The sequence below is a fragment of the Streptomyces sp. NPDC021224 genome, from assembly GCF_044332905.1.
Lineage (GTDB): Bacteria > Actinomycetota > Actinomycetes > Streptomycetales > Streptomycetaceae > Actinacidiphila.
Genome location: NZ_JBIRPW010000005.1, coordinates 1 through 24,249, shown reverse-complemented (window position 1 = coordinate 24,249; position 24,249 = coordinate 1). Strand labels below are relative to the sequence as shown.

Below are 24,249 nucleotides of genomic sequence, written 5' to 3'. Positions count from 1 at the left end.
GTGGGACCGATGGTGACGGGGACGGTGCGGGACGGGACCGGGTGGGGAGCAGCGGTGGCGGGCGCGGGGTGGTGCCGGTGGTGACGGGGACGGCGCGGGTCGCGGTCGCACCGCGCGTGCGGGCGTGGCGGCCGTCGCCGTACGCGGTGGCCGGGGGCGCGTTCTGGCTGCTGATCGCCGTGGTGGCCTGGCACACCCCGGTGATGTCGGACTTCGGACAGCACGCCTCCGCCGTCCAGCGCGTCCGGGACGACCCGTGGCACCCGGCGAACCCGCTGCTGGACGAATCCGGCGCCGGGAGCCCGTACTACTCGCCGTACATCGTCGCGCTGGGGCTGGCCGCACGGCTGACCGGGGCCGCCGGGTGGGAGGCCGTGCGCTGGGCCGGGCCGCTCAACCTCGCGGTGCTCGTCACGGGGGTCGGCGCCTACGCCCGCACGCTGAGCACGCGCCGCCTCGCACCGGTGTACGCGCTGCTGGCCTTCACGCTGCTGTGGGGGGTGCAGGGCAAGGAGTGGAGCGGCTTCTGCGGGGTGTGGTCGCTGACCCGCGGGGCCTCGTACCCGAGCACCTTCGCCGTCGGGGTGACCCTCCTGCTGTGGGCCTGGACCGACCGGCTGGCCCGGCGCGGAGGCTCGTGGTGGCAGCACGCGGGGCTCGGGGCGGCGGGCGGGGCGCTGCTGCTGATCCACCCGATCACCGCGCTGGGCGCCGCCGTCGGCATCGCGGCGACGGTGGCGGGGCGGCAGCGCGGGCGGTCCCGCGCGGTGTGGCTGCGCTGGGCCCTCACCGCGGCGGCGGGCGTCGCGGCAGCGGCGGCCTGGCCGTACTTCGACGTCTTCGCGCTGGCCGGTGACACCACCGTGGACGCGGTGCACCGCCGCCTCTACACCCACCCCTGGCAGTGGTACGGCCTCGCCCTGGCCGGGCTCCCGGCGCTGGCCCTGCGGGCGCGGCGGCGGCCGCGCGACCCGCTGGTGCTGATGTTCGCCGCCGACGCCCTCCTCGCCGGATACGGGTGGGCGAGCGGGCACTACACCTACGGGCGGGTCATCGGGCTGCTGCTCGTGCCGCCGCAGTTCGCGCTCGCGGTGGAGCTGACAGCCGTACCGCCGTGGACCCGGCTGCGCGCGGTGCTCGCGCCGCTTGCCGCGGTGGCGCTGGGCTTCGCGCTCTTCGCGCAGGTCGGCGCGGTGGTGCCGCAGCGCTGGCTGCCCGCCGCGACCCCGCACCCGGCGCGCTGGCCGGACTACCGCTGGGTCGCGGACCGGGTACCGGCGGGCGGCACCGTCCTGACGGACGACAACGTGCCGCTGCACGTGCTGCCCGCCTACGGCCTCTTCCTGGCCGCCCCGACGTGGCCGGACCCGTCGACCCCGGCCGCCGAGCGCGCCCGCCGCTGGGCCGACGTCCGGACGTACTTCGCCCGCGGCACCTCACCCGCGCGCCGCTCGGCCATCGCCCGCCGCTACGGCGCGCGGTGGCTGCTGCTGCCCGCGGACCGCCCGTCCCCGCGCGGCGTCACCCTGGTCGCCGTCTCCCCGCACACGGGCGAGCGTCTCTTCCGCCTCGGACCGTAGGGCCGGTGGCCCGGCGGGGGCCGTGGGGGCGCCGGGCCGTACCGGCGCCCCCACGGCCCGACCGGCTCAGTGGTGCGTGCGCAGCAGCGTCCGGAAGGTGCGCATCGCCACCGACAGGCTCGCCAGGTCGAACTCCTCGGCGCCCTGGATCTCCTCCAGCGTCGTCCGCGCCCTGCCGATCAGACCGGAGTTCCGGTCCTCCCACGCCTGGTAGCGCTGCTCGGGCGTCGCCACGTCGTCCCCGGCGGACAGCACGTCGGCGGTCAGCGCCGCGTGCGCCGCGAAGAGGTCCTCGCGGATGGCGGCGCGGGCCATCGACTGCCAGCGGTCGGACCGGGGCAGCAGGATGATCCGGTCGAGCAGCTGGGTGATCTGCAACCGGTCGGCGAGGTCGAAGTAGACCTCCGCGACGTCCAGCGGCTCCTTGCCGCTGCGGTGCGCGACCTCCACGATGTCCAGCGCCGGGAAGGCCGAGGAGAGCCCGGCGACCCGGGTGGCCAGGTCCTCCGGCACCCCGCTGCCGGTCATCTCGCCGTGCACGGTGTCGAACCACTCCAGGTCGGCGCCGCGCAGCAGCTTCGGCAGCTGCGACCAGACCGCGGCCACCCCGTCCTCGAAGTGGTCGATGGTCTCGGCGATCTGCAGGGGCTGCAGCCGGTTGTTGAGCAGCCAGCGGGTGGCGCGTTCGACCAGCCGCCGCGAGTGCAGCCGGATCCGGGTCTGCACGGCGGCGGTCACCTGGTTGTCCAGCGCCTCGACGTCGTCCCAGATCGCGCCGAGACCGAAGATCGTCCGGGCCGCGGTGTGCGCCCGCACGATCTCCTCGGTGGTCGCGCCGATCTCCTCCCGGAAGCGGTGCAGGAAGGTCGTACCGGCGGTGTTGATCGTGTCGTTGACCAGCAGCGTGGTGATGATCTCGCGGTGCAGCGCGTGCGCGTCGATCTGCGCGGCGAAGCGTTCGCGCAGCGGCACGGGGAAGTACGCGTGCAGCAGCCCGCGCAGATACGGGTCGTCGGGCAGGCCCGTGCCGATCAGCTCGTCGGCCGTGGTGATCTTGGCGTAGGCGAGGACCACCGCCATCTCCGGCTCGCTCAGGCCCTGTCCGGCGCCCGCCCGCTCGCGGATCTGCCGGTCGGTGGGCAGGAACTCCAGCGCCCGGTCCAGGTGGCCGTCGCGCACCAGCCGCCGGATGAACCGCTGGTGCGCCTGGAGCAGGCTGCCGGCCTGCGCCATGCTGTTGGCGAGCGCGACGTTCTGCGCGTAGTTGTTGCGCAGCACCAGGTTGCCGACCTCGTGCGTCATCTCCGCCAGCAGCGTGTTGCGCTGCTTGACCGTCAGATCGCCGTCGGTGACCAGACCGTTGAGCAGGATCTTGATGTTGACCTCGTGGTCGGAGGCGTCCACGCCGGCGCTGTTGTCGATCGCGTCGGTGTCGATCCGCCCGCCGGTGCCCTCCGGGCCGCCGGAGCGGGCGAACTCGATCCGGCCCAGCTGGGTGAAGCCCAGGTTGCCGCCCTCGCCGACCACCTTGACGCGCAGATCCGTGCCGTCGATGCGGATCGCGTCGTTGGCCTTGTCGCCGACGTCGAGCTGACTCTCGGTGGAGGCCTTGACGTACGTGCCGATGCCGCCGTTCCACAGCAGGTCCACGGGGGCCTGGAGGATCGCCTTCATCAGCTCGGCCGGGGTGAGCTTGGCCGGGCCCGGTCCCTTCTCGATCCCGAGGGCCGCCCGCACCGCCGCGCTGACCGGGATGGACTTGGCCGTGCGGGGGTAGACGCCGCCGCCGGTCGAGATGACCGAGGTGTCGTAGTCGGCCCAGCTGGAGCGGGGCAGCTCGAACAGCCGGCGCCGCTCGGCGTAGGAGGTGGCGGCGTCCGGGTCGGGGTCCAGGAAGATGTGCCGGTGGTCGAAGGCGGCGACCAGCCGGATGTGCTCCGACAGCAGCATGCCGTTGCCGAACACGTCACCGGACATGTCGCCGATGCCGACGACCGTGAAGTCCTCCTCCTGGGTGTTGACGCCCATCTCCCGGAAGTGCCGCTTGACCGACTCCCAGGCGCCGGAGGAGGTGATGGCCATCTTCTTGTGGTCGTAGCCGACCGAGCCGCCGGAGGCGAAGGCGTCGCCGAGCCAGAAGCCGTAGGAGATCGCGACCTCGTTGGCGATGTCGGAGAACGACGCGGTGCCCTTGTCGGCGGCCACCACCAGGTAGGTGTCGTCGCCGTCGTGCCGCACCACGTTCTGCGGGGGGACGACCTCGCCGGCCACCAGGTTGTCGGTGATGTCGAGCAGGCCGGAGATGAAGGTCTTGTAGCAGTCGATGCCCTCGGCGAGCCATGCGTCGCGGTCGGCGGCCGGGTCGGGCAGCCGCTTGCCGACGAAACCGCCCTTGGCGCCGACCGGCACAATGACCGTGTTCTTCACCATCTGCGCCTTGACCAGGCCCAGCACCTCGGTGCGGAAGTCCTCCCGGCGGTCGGACCAGCGCAGACCGCCGCGCGCGACCTTGCCGAAGCGCAGGTGCACGCCCTCCACCCGCGGGGAGTACACCCAGATCTCGTACGCGGGCCGAGGCGCGGGCAGTTCGGGGATGGCCTGCGGGTCGAACTTCATCGACAGGTAGCGGTGCGGCTGCCCGTCCTCGCCGCGCTGGAAGTAGTTGGTGCGCAGCGTCGCCTTGATCAGGCTGAGGAAGGAGCGCAGGATGCGGTCCTCGTCGAGGCTCGCGACCTGGTCGAGCGCGCCGTCCAGCTCCTCCAGGATGCCGTCGGTGAGTTCACTGCCGGCCCGCTGGTGGTCGGGTGACAGCCGCGCCTGGAAGAGGTTGACCAGCAGCCGGGTGGTGTGGACGTTGGTGCGGAGGGTGTCCTCCATGTAGTCCTGGCTGAAGGTGGACCCGGCCTGCCGCAGGTACTTGGCGTAGGCGCGCAGCACCATCGCCTGCCGCCAGTCCAGACCCGCGCGCAGCACCAGGGAGTTGAAGCCGTCGTTCTCCGCGCGGTCGGTCCAGGCCGCGGCGAAGGCCTCCTGGAAACGCTCGCGGGCGTCCTCCCCGAGGTCGCCGAGCGCGGGGTCGAGCCGCAGCCCGAAGTCGTAGACCCACACCCGGGAGCCGTCGGAGCGGCGCAGCGCGTAAGGGCGTTCGTCGACGACCTCGACGCCGAGCCGCTGGAGGACCGGCAGCACCGCGGACAGCGACACCGGCGCCCCGGTGCGGTAGATCTTGAAGCGGCGCTCCTCGGGAGCGGCGCCCACCGGCTCGTACAGGCTGAGGGTGAAGTCGTCCTCGCCGAGGTGCTCGAAGTGCTGGAGGTCGGCGACGGCCACCCGCGGCGGGAAGTCGGCGCGGTAGCCGTCCGGGAAGGCCTGCCCGTAGCGGCGCAGCAGTTCGGCCGCCCGCTCCTCGCCGCACTCGGCCGTCAGCGCCTCGGCGAAGCCGTCGGACCACGACCGGGTGGCCTCCGACAGCCGGTTCTCGATGTGCTCGACGTCGGAGTCGGTCAGCTCGCGCAGCGAGCCGCCGGGGTCGATACGGATCACGAAGTGCAGCCGGGAGAGCACCGATTCGGTGTTCCAGGCGGTGAAGTCGACGCTGTGGCCGCCCAGTTCCTCCTGGAGGATGTTCGTCAGCCGCAGCCGCACCGCGGTGGTGTAGCGGTCCCGCGGCAGGTAGACCAGCGCGGAGAAGTAGCGGCCGTACTCGTCCTGCCGCAGGAACAGCCGGAGTTTGCGGCGTTCCTGGAGGTAGAGCACGCTGGTGGCGATGGACTGGAGCGTCTCGGCGGGGGTCTGGAACAGTTCGTCGCGCGGGTAGGTCTCCAGGATCTGGAGCAGGTCGCGGCCGTCGTGGCTGTCGGCGGAGAAGCCGGCGCCCGCGAGCACCTCCTCGACCTTGCGGCGGACCACCGGCACCCGCCGTACCGACTCGGTGTAGGCGGCCGACGAGAAGAGCCCCAGGAAGCGCCGCTCGCCGATGACGTTGCCCTCGGCGTCGAACTTCTTCACGCCGACGTAGTCCAGGTAGGACGGGCGGTGCACCGTGGAGCGGCTGTTGGCCTTGGTCAGGATGAGCAGCTTGTGCTCCCTGGCCTTGGCCCGGGCGTCGGCCGGCAGCCTGCTGAACGAGGGCGAGTTGGGGTGCCCCGGGTGGCCGGGGTGGGTGCTGTCGGCCCGCGGGTGCTGCGGGTCGGAGCGCAGGATGCCCAGGCCCGTCCCCGGCACGGCGACCAGCACGTCCTCGCTGCCGCCGTCCTCGCCGGATTCGGTGATCAGCTCGTACTCGCGGAAGCCGAGGTAGGTGAAGTGGTCGCCGTCGAGCCAGCGCAGCAGCTCCAGGGCGTCGCCGATCTCCCGCTGCGGCAGCGGCGGCGGGCTCGCCGCCAGCTCGTCGGCGATGGACTGCGCGGCCTGCCGCATCTTGGCCCAGTCCTCGACGGACTCCCGCACGTCGGACAGCACCCGGCGCAGGTCGGCGGTGATCTCCTGGAGGTCGGCCCGGTCGGTCTCACGGTCGATCTCGACATGGATCCAGGACTCGACCAGCGCGTCGTGCGGCAGCGCCCCGCTGTCCGGCTCCGTGCCGGCGGGCAGGATCTCCAGCAGCTTGCCCGTCAGGTCCCGGCGGACGGTGAACTGCGGGTGGACCACCACGTGGATCGCCCGGTTGGCCTGCGTCAGCGCGTTGGTCACCGAGTCCACGAGGAAGGGCATGTCGTCGGTGACGACCTCGACGACGGTGTGGCTGCACTGCCACCCGTTCTCCTCCACCGTGGGGGTGTGCACCCGGACGTTCGCAGTGCCCTGCGGGCGTACCTCGGCGAGCCGGTAGTGCGACAGCGCCGCCCCGAAGATGTCGTCCGGATCGCGGTCGACCAGGTCTTCCGGTGCGCTGTGCAGGTAGTACCGCTGGAGGAACGCGCTCAGGGCCTCCGCGTCGAGTCCCTGGCCGGGCAGCCTCCCCTGCTGGCTGTGCTCACCGACCTGCGCCGCCTGCGCCAGCCGTTCGGCCTTGGTTTCGTCCAGCTTGCTCTGCATGTCCTCTGACTCCTGTCGCGCGCCATTGCGTGACGTCGGTTGATGGCACGACGTACCGGTACGCGGGGTTTCCGCTACGGGACGACGCTATGCCGGGAAAGGGGTCAGTCGTGCGCGTCGGCACGAACCCGCCCCTGGAGAACGGATCACCAGTGATCACGGCGTCCAGGCTATCGCTCCGCCCGGGAGGGCTGTCAGGCGACGTCTTCGTACAAATGCACCGGCCACCTTTGGCCCCGATGGACAGAATGCCGCCGCGATCGGGCCCCGACCTGCGGCGATCCGTCAGGACGCTATTCGCTCGGCCTGCTCGACCGCCTCGGCCAGGCTGTCCACCACCGGCACCCCGGCCGCTTCCAGAGCCGCTCTGCTGTGCGAACCCCCGGTGTAGAGCACGGCGCGCACTCCGGCATGCGCGGCGGCGGCCGCGTCGTCCAGGGCGTCGCCGATGACCACGACCCGGCGCGGGTCGATGTCGCCGAGCGAGCTGATGTGGCGGACCATCTGCTCGGACTTTCCGGCCGTCGAGGCGTCCTTGCGTCCGTCGACCCGCACGAAGCGCTCGGTGATGCCGTGCGAGGCCACGAACGGGACCAGTTCGGCGTGCGGCGCGAGAGAGCACAGCGACTGCGTCAGCCCCGCCGCCTGCCGCGCGGCGAGCAGGTCGGCGGCACCTTCGGCGAGGCCGCAGGACTCCGCCAGCCGCCAGTAGTGCCGGTGGAAGGTGCTGTCCATGACCTCCCACTCGGCGTCCGAGGGCAGCCGGCCGGTCAGCCGCTCGTAGAACCGGGGCACGGGCACGCAGTACAGCTCGCGGTAGCGGTCGAGGGTGATCGGGGGCAGTCCGATCTCGGCGAAGGAGGCGTTGGTGGCCTCGATCACCGCGTCGATGTCGTGGAGGAGGGTCCCGTTCCAGTCCCATACGAGATGCGTGCTCATGGAAGGAACCGTACTCGCGTGAGCCCCCACCGGGTCTCACGGCCTGTGGATAACTCCACCCGCAGTGCGACATTCCGAACACCCGACAGGCGCACGGTCGGACCGTACGCACATACGGGTGATCGGCCGACCGGTGGACCCGCGGTTCACCCGATCAGGTTGGGGATTTCCTGCGTCGCGTACCAGAGCAGCTCGTGGTCCTCGGCGCCGTCCACCGTGAACTGCGCGTCGTCGTCCCCCGCGTCGGCGGCGCCCAGCGCGGCCGCGGCCGCGGACACGTCGCCCTCGGCCTCGTCGGAGTCCAGGTGGACGGCGGCCGCGTCGGACAGCGGCACCGGGCGGCTCAGCCGCACCTCGCCCAGCGCGGACGGGTCCAGCCCCCGGTCGGGGTCGAAGCGCACGGCGGCGTCAGGCACGTCCACGGCGACGACCGTGCGGCGTCGTGGCAGGTCGGGATGGACGGCCAGCAGCCGCAGGGACGCCTGGGCGGCCCGGGACAGCGCCGCGTACTCCAGTTCCTCTATGTCGTCGGAGACGTACCACTCGCGCAGACTCGGCGTCACGGCGAAGGCGTCGATCGGCGCGGGCCCCACCTCGCCCGCCTTGTACGCCTCGGCAAGTCCCGCAATGGTCGTCGGAATATAGACGCGCATGGCGTGAAGCATACGTGCGCAACCAGCCTCACAGGTGAATTCCGCGGCGGCCTCGCACAGCGCCCGACGCGTTTGCCCATCCGCCGGGGCGCCCCCTAGAACCGGACTACCAGCCAGTAACGATCTTGGGGAGCCACCGTGCCGCAGCCACCGCACCAGCCCGCCGCCTCCGCCCCGCTTCCCGCCGCAGGCGCGCCGCCCCGCAGGCCGCGGGGCGCGGGCGCGGCCCCGCCCGGCCGCCGGGACCCGCGCCGTCCCGGCGGGCGGCCGCCCGCGGGCCGGGTGCCGGGCGGGGTGCTGCGCCCGCAGTCGCCGCACGACTGGTTCGCCGGCCGGCTGCTGGACGTCCTGACCGGGCGGCAGCCGCTGACGATGCTGGCCGGGAAGGTGCGCGACGAGGCGTACCAGCGGCTGTGGGAGCTGCACGCCCGGCGCGCGGACTGGCGCCCGCGCGGGGCCCGCGGCCGTACCCCCTTCGTGTACCGCTGCCACCCCTTCCGCACGGCCGGCGGGGCGCTGGAGGTCTGCGCGGTGGTGTGCCTGGGCCAGGACGTCTTCCGCGCGCTGGCCTTCCGGCTGGAGGCCGGCGGCCCGGACGCCGCCACCGGCTACGGGCCCGAGCGCTGGCGCTGCACCGCCGTGGAGGCGGCCTGACGCGGCCCGGGGCCGGGGCGCCCTGGACACGCGGACAGGGCACGCGGACGAGGCGCACGGACGGGGCGGCGGCGTACGGCACGACGCGGCCGGGGGCCGGGCCCCTCCCGGGACCCGGCCCCCGGCCGGTGATCGGTGCGCGCTGCTACTTCTTGCGGCGCCGCCCGCCCTTGGCGGCCTTGCGGCGCTCGGCGCGCGTCGAGCCGTCCTCGCCGCCCTGCGCGGCGTCCGCGGGGGCACCGGCGAACTCGCCCTCGACGACACCGCCCTCGCCGTCCACGGACGGTGCGGAGAAGTGCAGCCGGTCGGCGCGCTTGGGCGTCTCCAGGCCCTTGGCGCGGATCTCCGGGCGCTCCTTGGTCAGCGACGGCACCTCGTCCTGGACGTCGGCTGACGCGTCGGCCGGCACCGGCACCTCCTCGACCTGCTGCTCGACCTGGACCTCCAGGTTGAACAGGTAGCCGACGGACTCCTCCTTGATGCCGTCCATCATGGCCGTGAACATGTCGAAGCCCTCGCGCTGGTACTCCACCAGCGGGTCGCGCTGCGCCATGGCGCGCAGCCCGATGCCCTCCTGGAGGTAGTCCATCTCGTAGAGGTGCTCACGCCACTTGCGGTCCAGCACCGAGAGCACCACACGGCGCTCCAGCTCGCGCATGATTTCCTCGCCGAGCGACTTCTCGCGCTCGCCGTACTGCGCGTGGATGTCGTCCTTGACGGCCTCGGCGATGAACTCGGCGGTGATCCCGGCGCGGTCGCCGGCCTCCTCCTCCAGCTCGTCGATGGTGACCTTGGCCGGGTAGAGCTGCTTGAAGGCGCCCCACAGCCGGTCGAGGTCCCAGTCCTCGGCGAAGCCCTCGCTGGTCTCGGCGTCGATGTACGCGTCGATCGTGTCGTCCATGAAGTGCTGCACCTGGTCCTGGAGGTCCTCGCCCTCCAGGACGCGGCGGCGCTCGCCGTAGATGACCTCGCGCTGCCGGTTGAGCACCTCGTCGTACTTCAGGACGTTCTTGCGGATCTCGAAGTTCTGCTGCTCGACCTGCGACTGGGCCGAGGCGATGGCGCGGGTGACCATCTTGTTCTCGATCGGCACGTCGTCGGGCACGTTCGCCATCGACATCACGCGCTCGACCATCTGCGCCTTGAACAGCCGCATCAGGTCGTCGCCCAGCGACAGGTAGAAGCGGGACTCGCCCGGGTCGCCCTGACGGCCGGAACGTCCGCGCAGCTGGTTGTCGATGCGCCGCGACTCGTGCCGCTCGGTGCCCAGCACGTACAGCCCGCCGAGCTCGACGACCTCCTCGTGCTCGGCCTTGACGGCCTCCTCCGCGCGCTCCAGCGCCGCCGGGAGGGCCGCGGCCCACTCCTCGACGTGCTCGACCGGGTCCAGGCCGCGCTGGCGCAGCTCGGCCTCGGCCAGGTCGTCGGGGTTGCCGCCGAGCTTGATGTCGGTACCGCGGCCGGCCATGTTGGTGGCGACGGTGACCGCGCCCTTGCGGCCGGCCTGCGCGACGATCGACGCCTCACGGTCGTGCTGCTTGGCGTTCAGCACCTCGTGCGGCACGCCGCGCTTGGACAGCTGCGCGGACAGGTACTCGGACTTCTCGACGGACACGGTGCCGACCAGCACCGGCTGGCCCTTCTCGTGCTTCTCGACGATGTCCTCGACCACGGCGGCGAACTTCGCCTCTTCCGTGCGGTAGATCAGGTCGGGGCGGTCGATGCGCGCCACCGCGCGGTGCGTCGGGATCGGCACCACGCCCAGCTTGTAGATCTGGTGGAACTCGGCGGCCTCGGTCATGGCCGTACCGGTCATGCCCGACAGCGTGCTGTAGAGGCGGAAGAAGTTCTGCAGGGTGATCGTGGCGAGCGTCTGGTTCTCGTCCTTGATGTCCACCCCTTCCTTCGCCTCGATCGCCTGGTGCATGCCCTCGTTGTAGCGGCGGCCGGCGAGGATACGGCCGGTGTGCTCGTCGACGATCATGACTTCGCCGTCCATGACGACGTAGTCCTTGTCGTTCTTGTAGAGCTCCTTGGCCTTGATGGCGTTGTTCAGATAACCGACGAGCGGGGTGTTGACCGACTCGTAGAGGTTGTCGATGCCCAGCCAGTCCTCGACCTTGGAGACGCCGGACTCGTGGATGGCGACGGTGCGCTTCTTCTCGTCGACGTCGTAGTCGCCGGTCTCCTCCTTGCCGATGCCGCCGGCCTCGCCGCGGTTCAGCCGGCGCACCAGGCGCGCGAAGTCGCTGTACCACTTGGTGGCCTGGTCGGCGGGGCCGGAGATGATCAGCGGCGTACGGGCCTCGTCGACGAGGATCGAGTCGACCTCGTCGACGATCGCGAAGTTGTGGCCGCGCTGGACGAGTTCGTCCTTCGACCACGCCATGTTGTCGCGCAGGTAGTCGAAGCCGAACTCGTTGTTCGTGCCGTAGGTGATGTCGCACGCGTACATCTCGCGGCGCTCGGCAGGCGACTGGTTGGCGAGGATGCAGCCCACCGTGAGGCCGAGGAAGCGGTGCACCCGGCCCATCCACTCCGAGTCGCGCTCGGCGAGGTAGTCGTTGACGGTGATCAGGTGCACGCCCTTGCCGGACAGCGCGTTCAGGTACGCGGGCAGGGTGCCGACGAGCGTCTTGCCCTCGCCGGTGCGCATCTCGGCGACATATCCCATGTGCAGGGCCGCGCCGCCCATCAACTGCACGTCGTAGTGCCGCTGGCCCAGCACGCGCCGCGCGGCCTCGCGCACCGTGGCGAACGCCTCGGGCATCAGGTCGTCGAGGCTCTCGCCGCCCTCGTACCGCTCCTTGTACTCGTCGGTGAGGGCCCGCAGCTCGGCATCGGAAAGGCTCTCGAAGTCCTCTTCGATGGAATTGACCTGGTCCGCGATGCGGTGCAGTTTGCGCAGGATCTTGCCTTCGCCTGCACGCATGATCTTGGTGATGACGGACACGTAGGCTGGCTCCTTGCCGGTCGGGCCTGGCGCGGTTGCCGCGCGGGGCACAGCAGGGGTTTTGTCTGCCGGGGCCCTGCTGCAACGGCCATCGTAAGCGAGGAGAGCATCGGGCCGGGAGGCCCGGCAGCGGCAAAACGGTTTTCCGTCGCTCCCGGGGCCAGCGATACTCGGCCGCGGGGCCGCCCGCACGGCCCGGTTCACGGCATCTTCCCGCGGGACCGTGCCCGGTGGCCACCCCGCCCCCGACAGAAAGGTGCGCGCCGACCATGCAGTCCGTGACGCTGACCACCGACCGTCTGCACCTGCGCGAGCTGGAGCCCGGCGACATCGACGCGGTGCACGCCGCGTGCCAGGACCCGGAGATCCCGCGCTGGACGAACGTGCCGTCGCCGTACACCCGCGAGCACGCCGAGGAGTTCGTCGGGCAGATCAGCCCGCAGGGCTGGCGGGACGACACCCTCTACAACTTCGGCGTCTTCACCCGCGAAGGCGGCGCCCTGGTCAGCTCCATGGGCCTGGTCAGGCTCGGGCAGCTGGCCGCGCCGGTGCGCCAGGCGGAGCTCGGCTACTGGACGGCGAAGGAGCAGCGCGGCAAGGGCTACACGGTCGAGGCGGGGCGCGCGGTGTGCCGGTGGGCCTTCGAGAGCCTGGGCGTGGAGCGGCTGGAGTGGTACGCCGACGCCGGCAACGAGGGCTCCCGCGCGGTGGCGCTGCGGCTCGGCTTCGTCATGGAGGGCACCCAGCGGGCGAAGATCTCGGTGCGCGGCATCCGCCGGGACGCCTGGACCGGCTCCCTGCTCCCCTCGGACCTGGGCCTCGCCTCGGCGACCCCGTACCTGCCCTACGACCCGGCGCGCCCGGTGGACTGAGCCCGGCACGCTCCTCCGTCGGCTGCCGGCTGCCGGGGAGGGCGTCGGCGCAGGTCGGGGACGCTTGTCAGTGGGTCCCCCTAGCCTGGCCCCCATGACCGTGCTGCCGCCTCCCCAGCTCTCCCTGTCCGCCGACGAGGCCCGCAGGATCGCCCTGCGCGCCCAGGGCCTCCTCGGCGCCCCCGACCGGCGGGCCGGCACCCGCGGGGTGCTGCGCTCGCTCGGTGCCGTGCAGCTGGACACGATCTCGGTACTGGCCCGCTCGCACGAGCTGGTCCCCTACGCCCGGCTGGGCGCGGTCGGCCGGCAGGCGGTGGAGCAGGCCTACTGGTCCGACGACCACGCCTTCGAGTACTGGTCGCACGCCGCGTGCATCCTGCCCATCGAGGAGTGGCCGCACTTCGCCTTCCGCCGCCGGGCCCGGCGGGCGCGCGGCCACCGCTGGCACGTGCTGGCGGATGCCGAGCGCTCCTGCGCCGCCGTCCTGGACCGGCTCAGGGCCGACGGCCCGCTGACGTCGACGGAGCTGGGCGGCGCCAAGAACGGCGGCCCGTGGTGGGACTGGTCGGAGACGAAGATCGCCGTCGAGTGGCTCCTGGACACCGGCGAGGTGGTCTGCACCCGGCGCCGCGGCTGGAAGCGCGTGTACGACCTGGCGGAGCGGGCCGTCCCCGCCGAACTGCTGCACGACGAACTGGACGACGACGCGTGCATGCGGCGGCTGGTCGCGCAGGCCGGTGCCGCCATGGGCGTGGCCACCCGCGCGGATCTCGCCGACTACCACCGCCTCAAGGGCGAGCAGGTCGCTGCGGTCATCGACGACACGGGCCTGGTGCCGGTCGAGGTCGAGGGCTGGGGCAAGCCCGCGTGGGCCGATCCCGCGGCGCTCGCGGCCGAACCGCGCGGCAGGCACCGTACGACGCTGCTGTCGCCCTTCGACTCGCTGATCTGGGACCGGCCGCGGACGGAGCGGATCTTCGGCTTCACCCACCGCCTGGAGGCCTACACCCCCAAGCCGAAGCGCGTGCACGGATACTTCGCGATGCCGCTGCTGGCGGGTGGGCGGCTCGTGGGCCGGGTCGACCCGGCACGCGAGGGCAGCACGCTGATCGCCCGGCAGGTGACGCTGGACGGCCCGAAGGCGGTGCAGCCCGCCGCGGACGCCATCGCCGAGGCGGCGGGCTGGGTGGGCTGCGTGGAGGCCCGGGTGGAGCGGGTGCTGCCGGAGACACTGCGCGAGCCGCTGACCGCCGCCGTCAAGCTCACCCACGACCGCCGCTGAGCGGACCGCCCGGCCTGTGGGCCCGCCCGCGGGCGGGCCCACAGGTCAGCGGATCTCCAGGATCTTCTCCCGCATCGCGTAGACCACTGCTTCCATCCGGGAGTGCAGCTGGAGCTTCTCCAGGATGTTGCGGACGTGGTTCTTCACGGTGTTCTCGCTGATGTACAGCTCCTTGGCGATGTCGCGGTTGTTCAGCCCCGTCGCCACCAGCTTGAGCACCTCCAGCTCCCGGTCGGTGAGCCGGGGCGCGGGCAGCAGCCGCCGCTCGTCGGTGCGCTGGATCATCGACTTGAACTCGGTCAGCAGCTTGGACGCCATCGACGGGCTGATCTGCGACTGCCCGTCCGCCACCGCACGGATCGCGGTGGCCACCTCGTCGGTGGAGATCTCCTTGAGCAGGTAGCCGGTCGCGCCGGCCTTGATCGCCTCGTAGAGGTCGGCTTCCTCGTCGCTTATCGTCAGCATGATGATCTTCGCGCTCGGGGCCACCTCCTTGATGGAGGTGCAGGCCTCGATGCCGCCGCGGCGCGGCATCCGCACGTCCATCAGCACGATGTCGGGCAGCAGGTCCGCGGCCTTCTCCACCGCCTCCGCGCCGTCCCCGGCCTCGCCGACGACCTGGATGTCCTCCTCCTGCGCGAGCACGATCTCCAGACCCCGCCGGAAGAGCGCGTGGTCGTCGACCACCAGGACCCGGATCGGCTCGGCGGGCGCCGGGCCTTCCGCATCGGGGTCGGGGTCGCCACCGCCGGCAGCCCGGTGCGCGAATTCCGGCATCAAGTCCTCCCCGTCAGACCGCAGTTGCCCCACTGCTGGTCCAGCATTTCACGTCCTGGCGCGGCGGTGCCCCCAGGGCGAACCCGGGGGGCACCGCCACGCCATACTGGACGGTTGCCCGTCAGCGGCGGGCGCCGTGCTCCGCCGTCAGCGGCGCAGCGCACCGCCCGCGCCGCCGGGGGCCTGCGACATCGCCTCGTCGGAGTTGAGATGGATGACGCCGTAGTCGTAGCCGTGCCGCCGGTAGACCACGCTCGGCTGCTTGGTGTCGGCGTCCACGAACAGATAGAAGTCGTGCCCGACCAGCTCCATCTCGTACAGCGCCTGGTCGAGCGCCATCGGGGTGGCCGCGTGCGTCTTCTCCCGGACCACCAGCGGCCCTTCGCCACGCACCTCCAGCGACGCCATCCGCCTGGTCGGGACGCCCTCCTCCTCGTCCGGGCCGGGCACCGGCTCCCCGTCCCCGTTGAGGTATGCCGCGTCGGAGACCACGGAGGCCACGTCCGCGGCGGGGGTCCGGCCCGCTCCGCGGCGCGTGTGGCGCTTGCTCGCGGCCTTGCGCAGCCGCGCCTCCAGCTTGGTCACCGCGACGTCCAGCGCGGCGTACGGGTCGGCTGCTGCGGCCTCCGCCCTGATCACCGGCCCGCGCGAGTTGAGCGTGATCTCCACGCGGTCGGCGCGCTCCGCCTGCCGCGGGTTGAGCTCCTTGGACACCTCGACGTCGAGGCTGATCACCTTGCCGTCGAGCTTCTGGATCTTGTCCAGCTTCTCGGTCACGTGCTTCCGGAACCGCTCCGGCACCTCGGTCTTGCGGCCCTTGACGACGATGTCCACGCAGAACTCCGTTCCCGGACCCCGCCGTCTCACCGGCGGCGGTCCCTTTCGCTGAGGCCGGCCCGGGAACCAGTCCCGCCCGGCACTGCGTCGGCAGCCGCTCCGCCTCCCGGTCGGCCGGGAACCGCGGAGCTGCGGCTTTCACCTCCTCCTGCCCCACGAGGAAGATCATCACCCCGTGGTGCTGTCTTCCCTCTACCCCGAACATAGTCCCGGAGTGCAGAAGTCGGCATCCGCAACGTCCGCCCTCCTCCGTTCGGGTGAACCACCAGGTCCGCCACCTGCACAAACGCGCATCGGAGTGGATTCAGCAAAGGTCAACGTCCGCCACCACCGCCGCCCCCGCGACCCTGCCACCCGCCACCGAGACCGCCCGAGCGGCCACGCTGAGTGACGTCCCGGTCGTCACCAGGTCGTCCACCAGCACCACCGGGAGGGCCGCCAGCAGCCCAGCCGCGCCCCCGGCCGTCCCGACCGCACCGGACAGGTTCGCCAGCCGCCCGGCCGCGTCGAGCTCGGACTGGTCGGCGACCAGCCTGCGGTGCCGCAGCACCGGTGCCGCCCGCGCGGGCGTGCCCTGCCCGCGCAGCACCGCCGCGGCCGCCCGCGCCATCCGCGCGGTCGCGTCGTGGCCGCGCCGCGCCACCGCCTGCCGCGCGGAGGGCACCGGCACCAGCAGCACCGCCCCGGCGACGCCCAGCCCCGCCACCGCCGCGGCCAGCGCCCCGCCCAGCGGACGCGCCAGGCCCAGCGCACCCCGCTCCTTGTGCGCCAGCAGCACGGCCCGTACCTCGTCGCCGTACCGCGCGGCCGCGCACACCGGCGGCAGACCCGGCACCTCGGGCACCGGACGCACCCGCCGCACCGAGGCCGCTCCGCCCAGCAGCCCCTGGCAGCGCTCGCACAGCTGCGTACGCGGGAGGCCGCAGCCCGCGCAGTCCACCGGGAGCACCAGCCCGGCGATCTCCTGCCACCAGCCCCGCATGACTCCACTGTGAGGCCCCGCGGGGGTGGCCTGCCAGTCACCCGTTCGAGGGCTGTGGAAAACTCCGGCCGAGACGGCCGCACGGGCTCCCGCCCCGGGGCGGACCGCCGGGCCGGGGCAGACCACCGGGCCGGGGCCGTCAAGCCCGGGCTGCCCCGGCCGGAGCCGTCAGCCCGGGTAGACCGGGCCGGAGCCGGCCGGGGTGACCTTCTTCCAGTTCAGGTCCGGGGACTGCCAGTAGACGCTGCCGTGGGAGGCGGCGACCAGAGACCCGGTGGCCTGGTCCGGGGGAGCCTCCGACGCCGCCACCGAGTCGGCCTCGCCGATGGTGTCCGACGCGGGCGACACCGAGCCGTCGGTGCTGACCCACTGGATCTGCTGCCCGCTGCCGGCCGGGTCGCTGCCGAGCACCACCAGCCGGCTGCCACCGGCCCAGGACACCGACAGGACGCTCTCGTCGACCGGGGTGATGTCACGGAGGTCCTGCACGGTGAACTGCGGCTGCGCGACCGTTCCACCGCGGTCGACCCGGCCGAGCATCAGCCGGTCCCGCCCGCCCTCGGACACCACCAGGGCGATCCGCAACCCGTCGGAGGCCACCCGCAGCGACTCGACGCGCCCCGCGAGCTCCGGGACGTCGACCGTGACGGGCTGCCCCGTACCGTCCGGGAGGACGTACAGCCGCGAGACGGCCGGATTCCGGTCGGCCACCCACAGGTCGTCGAAGCCGTCCCAGCTCGGCGCACTCAGCCCGTTCTTCGGGTCCTTGGCGGCGCTGGTGACCGGGGCCGTCCGGACGGTGGCGCCGTCGGCGAGCTGGGCGACGACCAGCTGGCGCCCGTCGGTCCTGACCGCGGCCGCCGCGTCCCCGTCCCGGCGCACCGCGACCGACCGCAGGTCGGCCTTGTCGGCGCCGAGCGGCCCGCGGACCGGGAAACCGGTCGTGTTCCCCGACGGCGTCATCAGCAGATTGTGCTTCTCGGTGCCGATGTAGAACTGCTCGTTCGCCGTGCCGACGAGCGTGCCCGGCCCGTACTCCAGGGCCTCGTCCCTGGTCGCCGCGCAGGCCTCGCTCCCGTCGGCGCGCTGCACCTGCGCCGAGGAGAGCGGCACCGACGACTGGCCCTGCACGGTGGCGAAGAGCTGGGCGGCGAGCCGCCGGCACGCCTCCCCGCGCACCTTGTCCGCCTTGTCCAGGCGCACCTGGAGCCGCTGCGAGTCGTCCAGCGACACGCTCGCGGTGTCGCCGCCGTGCAGCCGGGCACCGGCCGGAACAGCCGTGGTGACCACCGGCGCGAGCCATTTGCTCGGTCCGCCGAGCAGCGCGGTGACGGTGGCGGCGAGCGTGTCGGGCTGCTGCCTGCGCAGGTACACCGGGTCGGCGATCAGCGTCTGCCTGCCGCCCGGACCGTCACCCGATCCCCGGACGGCGAAGTAGAACATGTTCACCGAGTGGTATATGCGCTGGAAGTCGGCGGCGGAGAGAAGCAGTCCGTTGTCCAGGACGCTGATCCGCCACTCGCCGTTCTCCTTGACCAGCTGGACGTCCTCGTGGAAGGAGGCCGTGGAGAGCCGGTAGGCGTTCCCCGCGTCCACCGTCGCGGTCTCCCTGCTCGTCAGGACCACCGTCTCCTGCGTCGCCTTCGTGTCCGGGTCGGACTGCGGGGCCCGCGGCACGGAGGAGAGCACGGTGATACCGGCGAGCGGGTTCCAGTGCTTCTTCAGATCCGCCGACAGATACTGCTTGGCGGTGGCGAAATCGGTCTCACCGCTGGTGGTGGCCTCCAGGAAGCCGTTGACGATCGACGAGGGCGACTCGTGCGGCTGGGGCGGGACGCCGAACACCCGCACCTGGGTGTCGCCCTCGGCCTGCTGGCTGTCGTCGACCTTGCTGACCTCGCCGCCGCTGGGCATCGACGCGCACCCCGCCAGCAGCAGTGCCGCGGACAGCGGCAGCACCACCTTGGCCACCCGGCCCGCGCGGCCCCCCAGCAGTGCCATCAGATCTCGTCCTTCCGAACGGCTTCCCGGTGCCCGACGACCCGTGCCCCGTTTCCCGGCAGCGCCGCCGGGTCGGCCGTCGGCGGACGCGCGGGCCCGGCGGACGGCATCGGCGGGATGAGCGGCGGCCGCGCCGGGCCCATCTCCCTGCGGTGCCCCTGCCCGGCAGCGCCGCGTGGCTCCGGCACGCTCGGCGTGCCCGCGGCCGCCGCCGAGGACGTCAGGCCGCGGTTGCGGCGCGAGTCGTCCGGCTCCAGCGGTATCGGCGAGCTGCGCAGGTTGTCCCCCGCGGTGCGCGGCAGCGTCATACGGAACTGCGAACCGCCGCCGGGTTCGCCCCAGGCGTGCAGCCAGCCGCCGTGCAGACGCGCGTCCTCCACCGCGATCGACAGGCCCAGGCCCGTACCGCCCGTGGTCCGCGCCCTCGCCGGGTCGGCCCGCCAGAAGCGGTTGAACACCCGGGACGCCTCGCCGGGCTTGAGCCCGACGCCGTAGTCGCGCACCGCGACCGCGACCGCGCCGTCGGCCGTCGCGAGCCGTACGACGACGTCACGGCCCTCACCGTGCTCGATCGCGTTGACCACCAGGTTGCGCAGCACGCGCTCGACCCGGCGCGGATCGGCCTCGGCCACCACCGGCTGCGCGTCGCCGCGTATCAGCACCGTGCTGCCCTTGCGCTCGGCCAGCGGCTCGGCGGCGTCCACCACCTGCCGTACGACCTCGCGCAGATCTATCGGCTCCGCGGACAGCTCCGCGGCGCCCGCGTCGAACCGGCTGATCTCCAGCAGGTCGGACAGCAGCGACTCGAAGCGGTCCAGCTGGTTCTGCAGCAGCTCCGCGGAGCGCGCCGTCACCGGGTCGAAGTCCGAGCGCGCGTCATGGATGACGTCGGCGGCCATCCGCACGGTCGTCAGCGGGGTCCGCAGCTCGTGCGAGACGTCGGAGACGAACCGGCGCTGCATCCGCGACAGGTCCTCCATCTGCTGGATCTTGACCTGGAGGTTCTGCGCCATCTTGTTGAAGGACTCGCCAAGTCTCGCGATGTCGTCCTCGCCCGAGACCTGCATCCGCTCCTGGAGCCGCCCGGCGGCGAGCCGCTCGGCGATCCCGGCGGCCATCCGCACCGGGGTGACCACCTGCCGGGTCACCAGCCAGGCGATCGCGCCGAGCAGCACCACGACGAAGATCCCGGCCGTCGCCAGCGTGCCCTTGACCAGGCCGAGCGTCTTCTGCTCCTGGTCGAAGGCGAAGAGGTAGTAGAGCTGGACCTCGTCGCCGCTCGGATCCTTGATGCGCTTGCCGACCGCGAGCGCCGACCGCGGCGGATTGCCGTCGTCGGTGTAGACCTTGGTGTACTGCTTGACGGCCCCCGAGGTGCGGTCGACGGCCGCCCTGAGCTCCTTGGAGACGCTCGTCGGCAGGGCGTTGTCCGACGTGCGCGCCCCGCGCGGTGTGCCACCGGCGGACTGGATGCCGGACTCACCGCCGGGGCTGAGCACGACGATCCAGTACACGCCCTTGCCGCCGCTGGAGAACTGCGAGGTCAGATCGGTCGCCCAGGTGCCCGAATCGCTCTGCTTGGCCGTCACGCCGGAGCCCGTGCTGTCGGGCTCCTGGCCTGCCTGCGTCGCCATGTTCTGCGCCAGGGAGAAGCCGCTCATGGCCTGCTTGACCGAGGCCTTCTCCTTGGCGTCGAGCAGGCCGTTGCGCACCTGGCCGATCACGACGAAGCCGAGCAGCAGCACGACACCGACGGACATCAGCAGCGTGAAGGCGACGACCCGCAGCTGGAGATTGCGCCGCCACAGCCGGGACGCCGGCTGCATCGGCCGCCGTGCCCAGCGCACGCACGAGCGGATGACCGGCAGCAGACCACGCATCGGGTCCGCGAGCCGGCCCTCCAGCAGCTCACGCTCGTACGGTTTGCGCATGTCAGCCCGGTCCCGCCTTGTAGCCGACCCCTCGGACGGTCACGACGATCTCCGGGCGCTCCGGGTCCTGCTCGACCTTGGAGCGCAGCCGCTGCACATGCACGTTGACCAGGCGGGTGTCCGCCGCGTGGCGATACCCCCACACCTGCTCCAGCAGCACCTCACGGGTGAAGACCTGCCACGGCTTGCGCGCGAGCGCGACCAGCAGGTCGAACTCCAGCGGGGTCAGCGCGATCGGCTGCCCGTCGCGCTTGACCGAGTGGCCGGCCACGTCGATCACCAGATCGCCGATGGTCAGCTGCTCGGGCGTGGGCTCCTCGGCCCTGCGCAGGCGCGCGCGGACGCGCGCCACCAGTTCCTTCGGCTTGAACGGCTTGATGACGTAGTCATCCGCGCCGGACTCCAGCCCGACGACCACGTCGACGGTGTCGCTCTTCGCCGTCAGCATCACGATCGGGACACCCGACTCCGCCCTGATCTGCCGGCAGACGTCGATTCCGTCCCGCCCCGGCAGCATCAGGTCGAGCAGCACCAGATCCGGCTTGGCCTCCCGGAAAGCGGCAAGCGCCTTGTCACCGTCAGCACAGAACGACGGCTCGAAACCTTCTCCACGCAGCACGATGCCGAGCATCTCCGACAGCGCGGTGTCGTCATCGACGACCAGGACACGTCCCTTCATACCGACCATCATCCCATTTGCATATCGATACTGGTGACCTTTGGTGATCAAGGTCACGCTATGCGACCATTGTTCCTGCTTGTGCGGTCTTGCGCTGCCCCCCATGTGCAGCCTGTGGATAACGGACGGAACACCCCGCGTCCAACGGTCCACGGAACGTCACCGAGCGGTCTGCTGTGCACCCACCGACACGAGACTCGCGGCGGTCACGGGTGACGCCACACCGTTCTCGGTGACGATCGCAGTGATCAGCTCCGGCGGGGTGACGTCGAAAGCCGGATTATAGGCCTGCGCGCCCAGCGGTGACGCCGCGAGGTCGGTCACCTCGCTCCCGGGGCGCTGCTCCACCTCGATCGACGCGCCGTCCGCCGTCGCCGGATCGACCGTCGTCGACGGCGCCACCACGATGAACGGCACCCGGTGGTACCGGGCGAGCACCGCCAGCGGATAACTCCCCACCTTGTTCGCCGTCGAACCGTCCGCCGCGATCCGGTCCGCCCCGATCAGCACCGCGTCCACCTCCCCCGCCGCGAAGAGCGACCCGGCGGCGTTGTCCGCGAGCAGCGTGTACGGCATCCCGGCCCGCGCCGCCTCGTACGCCGTCAACCGCGCGCCCTGGAGCAGCGGACGCGTCTCGTCCACCCACAGCCGCCGCAGCCGACCCGCGCGGTGCGCCGCCAGGACCACGCCCAGCGCCGTTCCCTGCCCGCCCGACACCAGCGCCCCGGTGTTGCAGTGGGTCAGGATCCGGTAGCTCCCACCGGGCGACAGCTCCTCCAGCAGGCCCAGCCCGCGCGCCGCCATCTCCGTGCTCGCCGCCGCGTCCTCCGCGTGCAGCGCGCGCGCCTCGGCCAGCGCCGCGGCCGCCGCCCGCTCCGGGCCGGCCGCACGGTAGGCCGCCAGCGCCCGCCGCACGCCGTAGCCCAGGTTCACCGCCGTCGGCCGCGCGTGCGCCAGCTGGTCGGCCGCCTCCTCCACGTCGAAGCCGCGGGCCGCGGCGAGCGCGACCCCGTACGCCCCGGCAAGGCCCAGCAGCGGCGCCCCGCGCACGGCCAGGCACCGTATCGCCGCCACCAGCGCCGGCACGTCCGTACACGCCAGCTCGACCTCCTCCCGGGGCAGCCGGGTCTGGTCCAGCAGCACCACGACCGGGCCCTCCGGCGGCTCCTCCCACCGCAGCGCGGGGACCGGTCCGGAAGCGGAATCCACCAGGTGATCATCCATCCGTCCAGTCTGCCCTGCCAGGTCCGTCGGGCGGCAGCCCGTGACACGATGGCGCACGTACGGACACGCGTACCAGCAGCACACACAGCACGTACGAAAGGGCAGCCTCCGATGACCAACACTCCGGGCTGGACCTCGCCCGGATCGTCCGGATCCCCGGAACCGAGCACCGGCGACAGCCCCGACGACGCGCCGCCCGCGGCGCAGCCGGACACCGGCGGCACGGTCCCCGACCCGGCCGACAGCGCATCCGGCGCCTCCGACGCCGCCCCCGCTACGCCGGAGGCCGCGAACGCGCCGAGCGCGCCGGAGACCGCCGACTCCGGGGCGAACACACCCCCGGCGGCCAACTGGTCGCGGCAGCAGCCCCCGGCCGGCCCATGGCAGGCCTCTGCCTCCTCCGAAGCCCCCACGCCCCCCGCCGAGCAGCCCGCGCCCCCCGTGGCACCGGTGCCCCCGCAGGCGGGCCCCGGTTCTGGCGGCTGGGGCGGGCAGTGGAATCCCCCACCGCCGCCCGGCCCCGACCACGGCGGCCCCCGCTGGGGACCGAACGTGCCCTCCTACGGTGCCCCGCCGAACGGCTGGGGCACCCCCGTTCCGGCGGCACCGCAGCCCGGGGTCGTCCCGCTGCGCCCGCTCGACACCGGCGAGATCGTCAACGGCGCCTTCGCCACCTTCCGCGCGCACTGGCGCACGGCGACGGTCCTGGTCTTCGGCGTCGCCGTCCTGACCGAGAGCGTCAACGCGGTGGTCAGCAAGTACCTCGTCGACGACAGCAGCCTCGACGACCTCAAGGACACGTCCGACCCCACGGCGAGCGACATCATGCACGCGCTCGGCGGCAGCCTCGGCGGAACCTGCCTGGTCATGCTCACCAGCATCATCGGCGTCCTCATCACCTCGGGCCTGCTCACCGTCGTCGTCAGCCGCGCCGTGCTGGGCCGCCCGGTGTCCCTGCGCGAGGCCCGGCAGGACATTCGCCCCCGGCTGTCGCAGCTCCTCCAACTCGCGGTGCTGCTGCCGCTCGCACTCATCGCGATCATCGCGGTGGTCCTCCTCCCCGGCACCCTGGTCGCCCTGGCCGGATCGGGGAACGGCGGCGCGGCACTCGCCTCCCTCGGACTTGTGGCGGCCACCGTCGTCTGCCTGTGGCAGTGGAACATCTGGAGCCTCGCCGCCCCCGCTCTCGTCCTGGAGAAGCAGGGCATCAGGGCCGCGATCAAGCGCTCGGCGAAACTCGTCAACGGCTCCTGGTGGCGGGTCCTCGGCGTGCAACTGCTCGCCGTGTTCATCACGGGGATCGCGTCCCTGATCATCGAGCTCCCGTTCACCGCCATCGCCGATGCCGTGGGCAACGGAACCGGCGGCCTGTTCTCCACGGACGGCCCGGGCGACTGGCCGACCGTCATCATCACGGCCGTCGGCAGCATCATCGCCACCACCCTGACGCTGCCGATCAGCGCGAGCGCCGTCTCCCTGCTGTACGTCGACCAGCGCATCCGCCGCGAAGCCCTGGACATCGACCTCGCCCGCGCGGCGAACATCCCCGGCTACGCGGCTCCCGCCACGGCGTCGGACATCCGCGGCTGAGGTAAAGAAGGGGGCTGATGACGTGAAGGGGCCGTCCTCCTGCGGGAGGACGGCCCCTTTCGTGCGTCCTGTTCCGTACGCCTGGCTGTACGGCCTGGCCGACACTGTCCGGGCAACGCAAAAAGCCCCGCTCCCGGAATCAGATCCGGGAGCGGGGCTCCTGCAATATTTGTTCGGCGGTGTCCTACTCTCCCACAGGGTCCCCCCTGCAGTACCATCGGCGCTGAAAGGCTTAGCTTCCGGGTTCGGAATGTAACC

16 protein-coding genes and 1 rRNA gene are annotated in these 24,249 nt (G+C 72.4%); 5 read left to right on the top strand and 12 right to left on the bottom strand.

The features are described 5' to 3' along the window. Positions 1–77: 77 nt before the first annotated feature. Positions 78–1,580 carry a hypothetical protein gene (locus tag ACH4PY_RS14400; RefSeq protein ID WP_398180951.1) on the top strand — a complete coding sequence of 501 codons (1,503 nt, stop codon included), beginning with the start codon at positions 78–80 and terminating at the stop codon, positions 1,578–1,580. Between the two features lie 66 nt (positions 1,581–1,646). Here the strand turns inward: ACH4PY_RS14400 and ACH4PY_RS14395 are convergent, their stop codons facing one another. The 3 genes from ACH4PY_RS14395 to ACH4PY_RS14385 form a co-directional block, all read right to left on the bottom strand. Continuing rightward, positions 1,647–6,617, bottom strand: a complete 4,971-nt coding sequence (locus tag ACH4PY_RS14395) for an NAD-glutamate dehydrogenase (protein ID WP_398180948.1) — start codon at positions 6,615–6,617, stop codon at positions 1,647–1,649. Positions 6,618–6,902: 285 nt separating this feature from the next. After that, on the bottom strand, positions 6,903–7,556 hold the full coding sequence (locus ACH4PY_RS14390; RefSeq protein ID WP_398180944.1) for an HAD family hydrolase: 654 nt from the start codon (positions 7,554–7,556) through the stop codon (positions 6,903–6,905). Positions 7,557–7,702: 146 nt separating this feature from the next. Continuing rightward, complete coding sequence (locus ACH4PY_RS14385; RefSeq protein WP_398180941.1) at positions 7,703–8,209, bottom strand: DUF6912 family protein; 507 nt, start codon at positions 8,207–8,209, stop codon at positions 7,703–7,705. Between the two features lie 138 nt (positions 8,210–8,347). Between ACH4PY_RS14385 and ACH4PY_RS14380 the strand changes: the two genes are divergently transcribed. Beyond that, the gene (locus ACH4PY_RS14380) at positions 8,348–8,863 is read left to right on the top strand and encodes an Rv3235 family protein (protein WP_398180939.1); all 516 of its coding nucleotides are present in this window, start codon (positions 8,348–8,350) and stop codon (positions 8,861–8,863) included. 145 nt (positions 8,864–9,008) lie between these two features. Here the strand turns inward: ACH4PY_RS14380 and secA are convergent, their stop codons facing one another. Next, the gene (gene secA, locus ACH4PY_RS14375; RefSeq protein ID WP_398180935.1) at positions 9,009–11,816 is read right to left on the bottom strand and encodes a preprotein translocase subunit SecA; all 2,808 of its coding nucleotides are present in this window, start codon (positions 11,814–11,816) and stop codon (positions 9,009–9,011) included. Positions 11,817–12,085: 269 nt separating this feature from the next. On the opposite strand from secA, the gene ACH4PY_RS14370 reads away from it, so the two are divergent. Both ACH4PY_RS14370 and ACH4PY_RS14365 read left to right on the top strand, forming a co-directional pair. Then, positions 12,086–12,688 (top strand): GNAT family N-acetyltransferase, encoded by a 603-nt coding sequence (locus ACH4PY_RS14370; protein WP_398180932.1) that lies wholly within the window; start codon positions 12,086–12,088, stop codon positions 12,686–12,688. A gap of 94 nt (positions 12,689–12,782) precedes the next feature. Further along, the gene (locus ACH4PY_RS14365; RefSeq protein ID WP_398180929.1) at positions 12,783–13,970 is read left to right on the top strand and encodes a winged helix-turn-helix domain-containing protein; all 1,188 of its coding nucleotides are present in this window, start codon (positions 12,783–12,785) and stop codon (positions 13,968–13,970) included. 45 nt (positions 13,971–14,015) lie between these two features. On the opposite strand, the gene ACH4PY_RS14360 is transcribed toward ACH4PY_RS14365, so the two are convergent. The 7 genes from ACH4PY_RS14360 to mtnA form a co-directional block, all read right to left on the bottom strand. Continuing rightward, positions 14,016–14,747 carry a response regulator gene (locus ACH4PY_RS14360; protein ID WP_398180926.1) on the bottom strand — a complete coding sequence of 244 codons (732 nt, stop codon included), beginning with the start codon at positions 14,745–14,747 and terminating at the stop codon, positions 14,016–14,018. Positions 14,748–14,894: 147 nt separating this feature from the next. Next, positions 14,895–15,581, bottom strand: coding sequence for a ribosome hibernation-promoting factor, HPF/YfiA family (gene hpf, locus ACH4PY_RS14355; protein ID WP_398180923.1), 687 nt, complete (start codon positions 15,579–15,581; stop codon positions 14,895–14,897). Between the two features lie 307 nt (positions 15,582–15,888). Beyond that, positions 15,889–16,566, bottom strand: coding sequence for a ComF family protein (locus tag ACH4PY_RS14350; protein WP_398180920.1), 678 nt, complete (start codon positions 16,564–16,566; stop codon positions 15,889–15,891). A 168-nt stretch (positions 16,567–16,734) separates the two neighbouring features. Then, the gene (locus tag ACH4PY_RS14345) at positions 16,735–18,567 is read right to left on the bottom strand and encodes an LpqB family beta-propeller domain-containing protein (protein ID WP_398180916.1); all 1,833 of its coding nucleotides are present in this window, start codon (positions 18,565–18,567) and stop codon (positions 16,735–16,737) included. Then, the gene (gene mtrB / locus ACH4PY_RS14340) at positions 18,567–20,498 is read right to left on the bottom strand and encodes an MtrAB system histidine kinase MtrB (RefSeq protein ID WP_398180912.1); all 1,932 of its coding nucleotides are present in this window, start codon (positions 20,496–20,498) and stop codon (positions 18,567–18,569) included. The genes ACH4PY_RS14345 and mtrB overlap by 1 nt, the downstream gene beginning before the upstream one ends. A 1-nt stretch (position 20,499) precedes the next feature. Further along, positions 20,500–21,189 (bottom strand): MtrAB system response regulator MtrA, encoded by a 690-nt coding sequence (gene mtrA / locus ACH4PY_RS14335; RefSeq protein WP_106966605.1) that lies wholly within the window; start codon positions 21,187–21,189, stop codon positions 20,500–20,502. A gap of 147 nt (positions 21,190–21,336) precedes the next feature. After that, positions 21,337–22,401: an S-methyl-5-thioribose-1-phosphate isomerase gene (gene mtnA / locus ACH4PY_RS14330; protein ID WP_398180909.1), complete on the bottom strand. Its 1,065-nt coding sequence runs from the start codon at positions 22,399–22,401 to the stop codon at positions 21,337–21,339. A 111-nt stretch (positions 22,402–22,512) separates the two neighbouring features. Between mtnA and ACH4PY_RS14325 the strand changes: the two genes are divergently transcribed. Further along, entirely contained in the window at positions 22,513–23,991 is a 1,479-nt protein-coding gene (locus tag ACH4PY_RS14325; RefSeq protein ID WP_398180906.1) for a hypothetical protein, read from the top strand. Positions 23,992–24,162: 171 nt separating this feature from the next. Here ACH4PY_RS14325 and rrf read toward each other — a convergent pair. Then, a 5S ribosomal RNA gene (rrf, locus tag ACH4PY_RS14320) occupies positions 24,163–24,249 on the bottom strand; the annotation flags it as partial.

Bases quoted from the DNA above. Each gene is read 5' to 3' on its own strand.
- ACH4PY_RS14395 (WP_398180948.1), bottom strand. From the start codon at position 6,617: ATGCAGAGCAAGCTGGACGAAACCAAGGCCGAACGGCTGGCGCAGGCG.
- ACH4PY_RS14390 (WP_398180944.1), bottom strand. From the start codon at position 7,556: ATGAGCACGCATCTCGTATGGGACTGGAACGGGACCCTCCTCCACGAC.
- ACH4PY_RS14385 (WP_398180941.1), bottom strand. From the start codon at position 8,209: ATGCGCGTCTATATTCCGACGACCATTGCGGGACTTGCCGAGGCGTAC.
- ACH4PY_RS14370 (WP_398180932.1), top strand. From the start codon at position 12,086: ATGCAGTCCGTGACGCTGACCACCGACCGTCTGCACCTGCGCGAGCTG.
- ACH4PY_RS14365 (WP_398180929.1), top strand. From the start codon at position 12,783: ATGACCGTGCTGCCGCCTCCCCAGCTCTCCCTGTCCGCCGACGAGGCC.
- ACH4PY_RS14360 (WP_398180926.1), bottom strand. From the start codon at position 14,747: ATGCCGGAATTCGCGCACCGGGCTGCCGGCGGTGGCGACCCCGACCCC.
- ACH4PY_RS14350 (WP_398180920.1), bottom strand. From the start codon at position 16,566: ATGCGGGGCTGGTGGCAGGAGATCGCCGGGCTGGTGCTCCCGGTGGAC.
- ACH4PY_RS14345 (WP_398180916.1), bottom strand. From the start codon at position 18,567: ATGGCACTGCTGGGGGGCCGCGCGGGCCGGGTGGCCAAGGTGGTGCTG.
- mtrB (WP_398180912.1), bottom strand. From the start codon at position 20,498: ATGCGCAAACCGTACGAGCGTGAGCTGCTGGAGGGCCGGCTCGCGGAC.
- mtrA (WP_106966605.1), bottom strand. From the start codon at position 21,189: ATGATGGTCGGTATGAAGGGACGTGTCCTGGTCGTCGATGACGACACC.
- mtnA (WP_398180909.1), bottom strand. From the start codon at position 22,401: ATGGATGATCACCTGGTGGATTCCGCTTCCGGACCGGTCCCCGCGCTG.
- ACH4PY_RS14325 (WP_398180906.1), top strand. From the start codon at position 22,513: ATGACCAACACTCCGGGCTGGACCTCGCCCGGATCGTCCGGATCCCCG.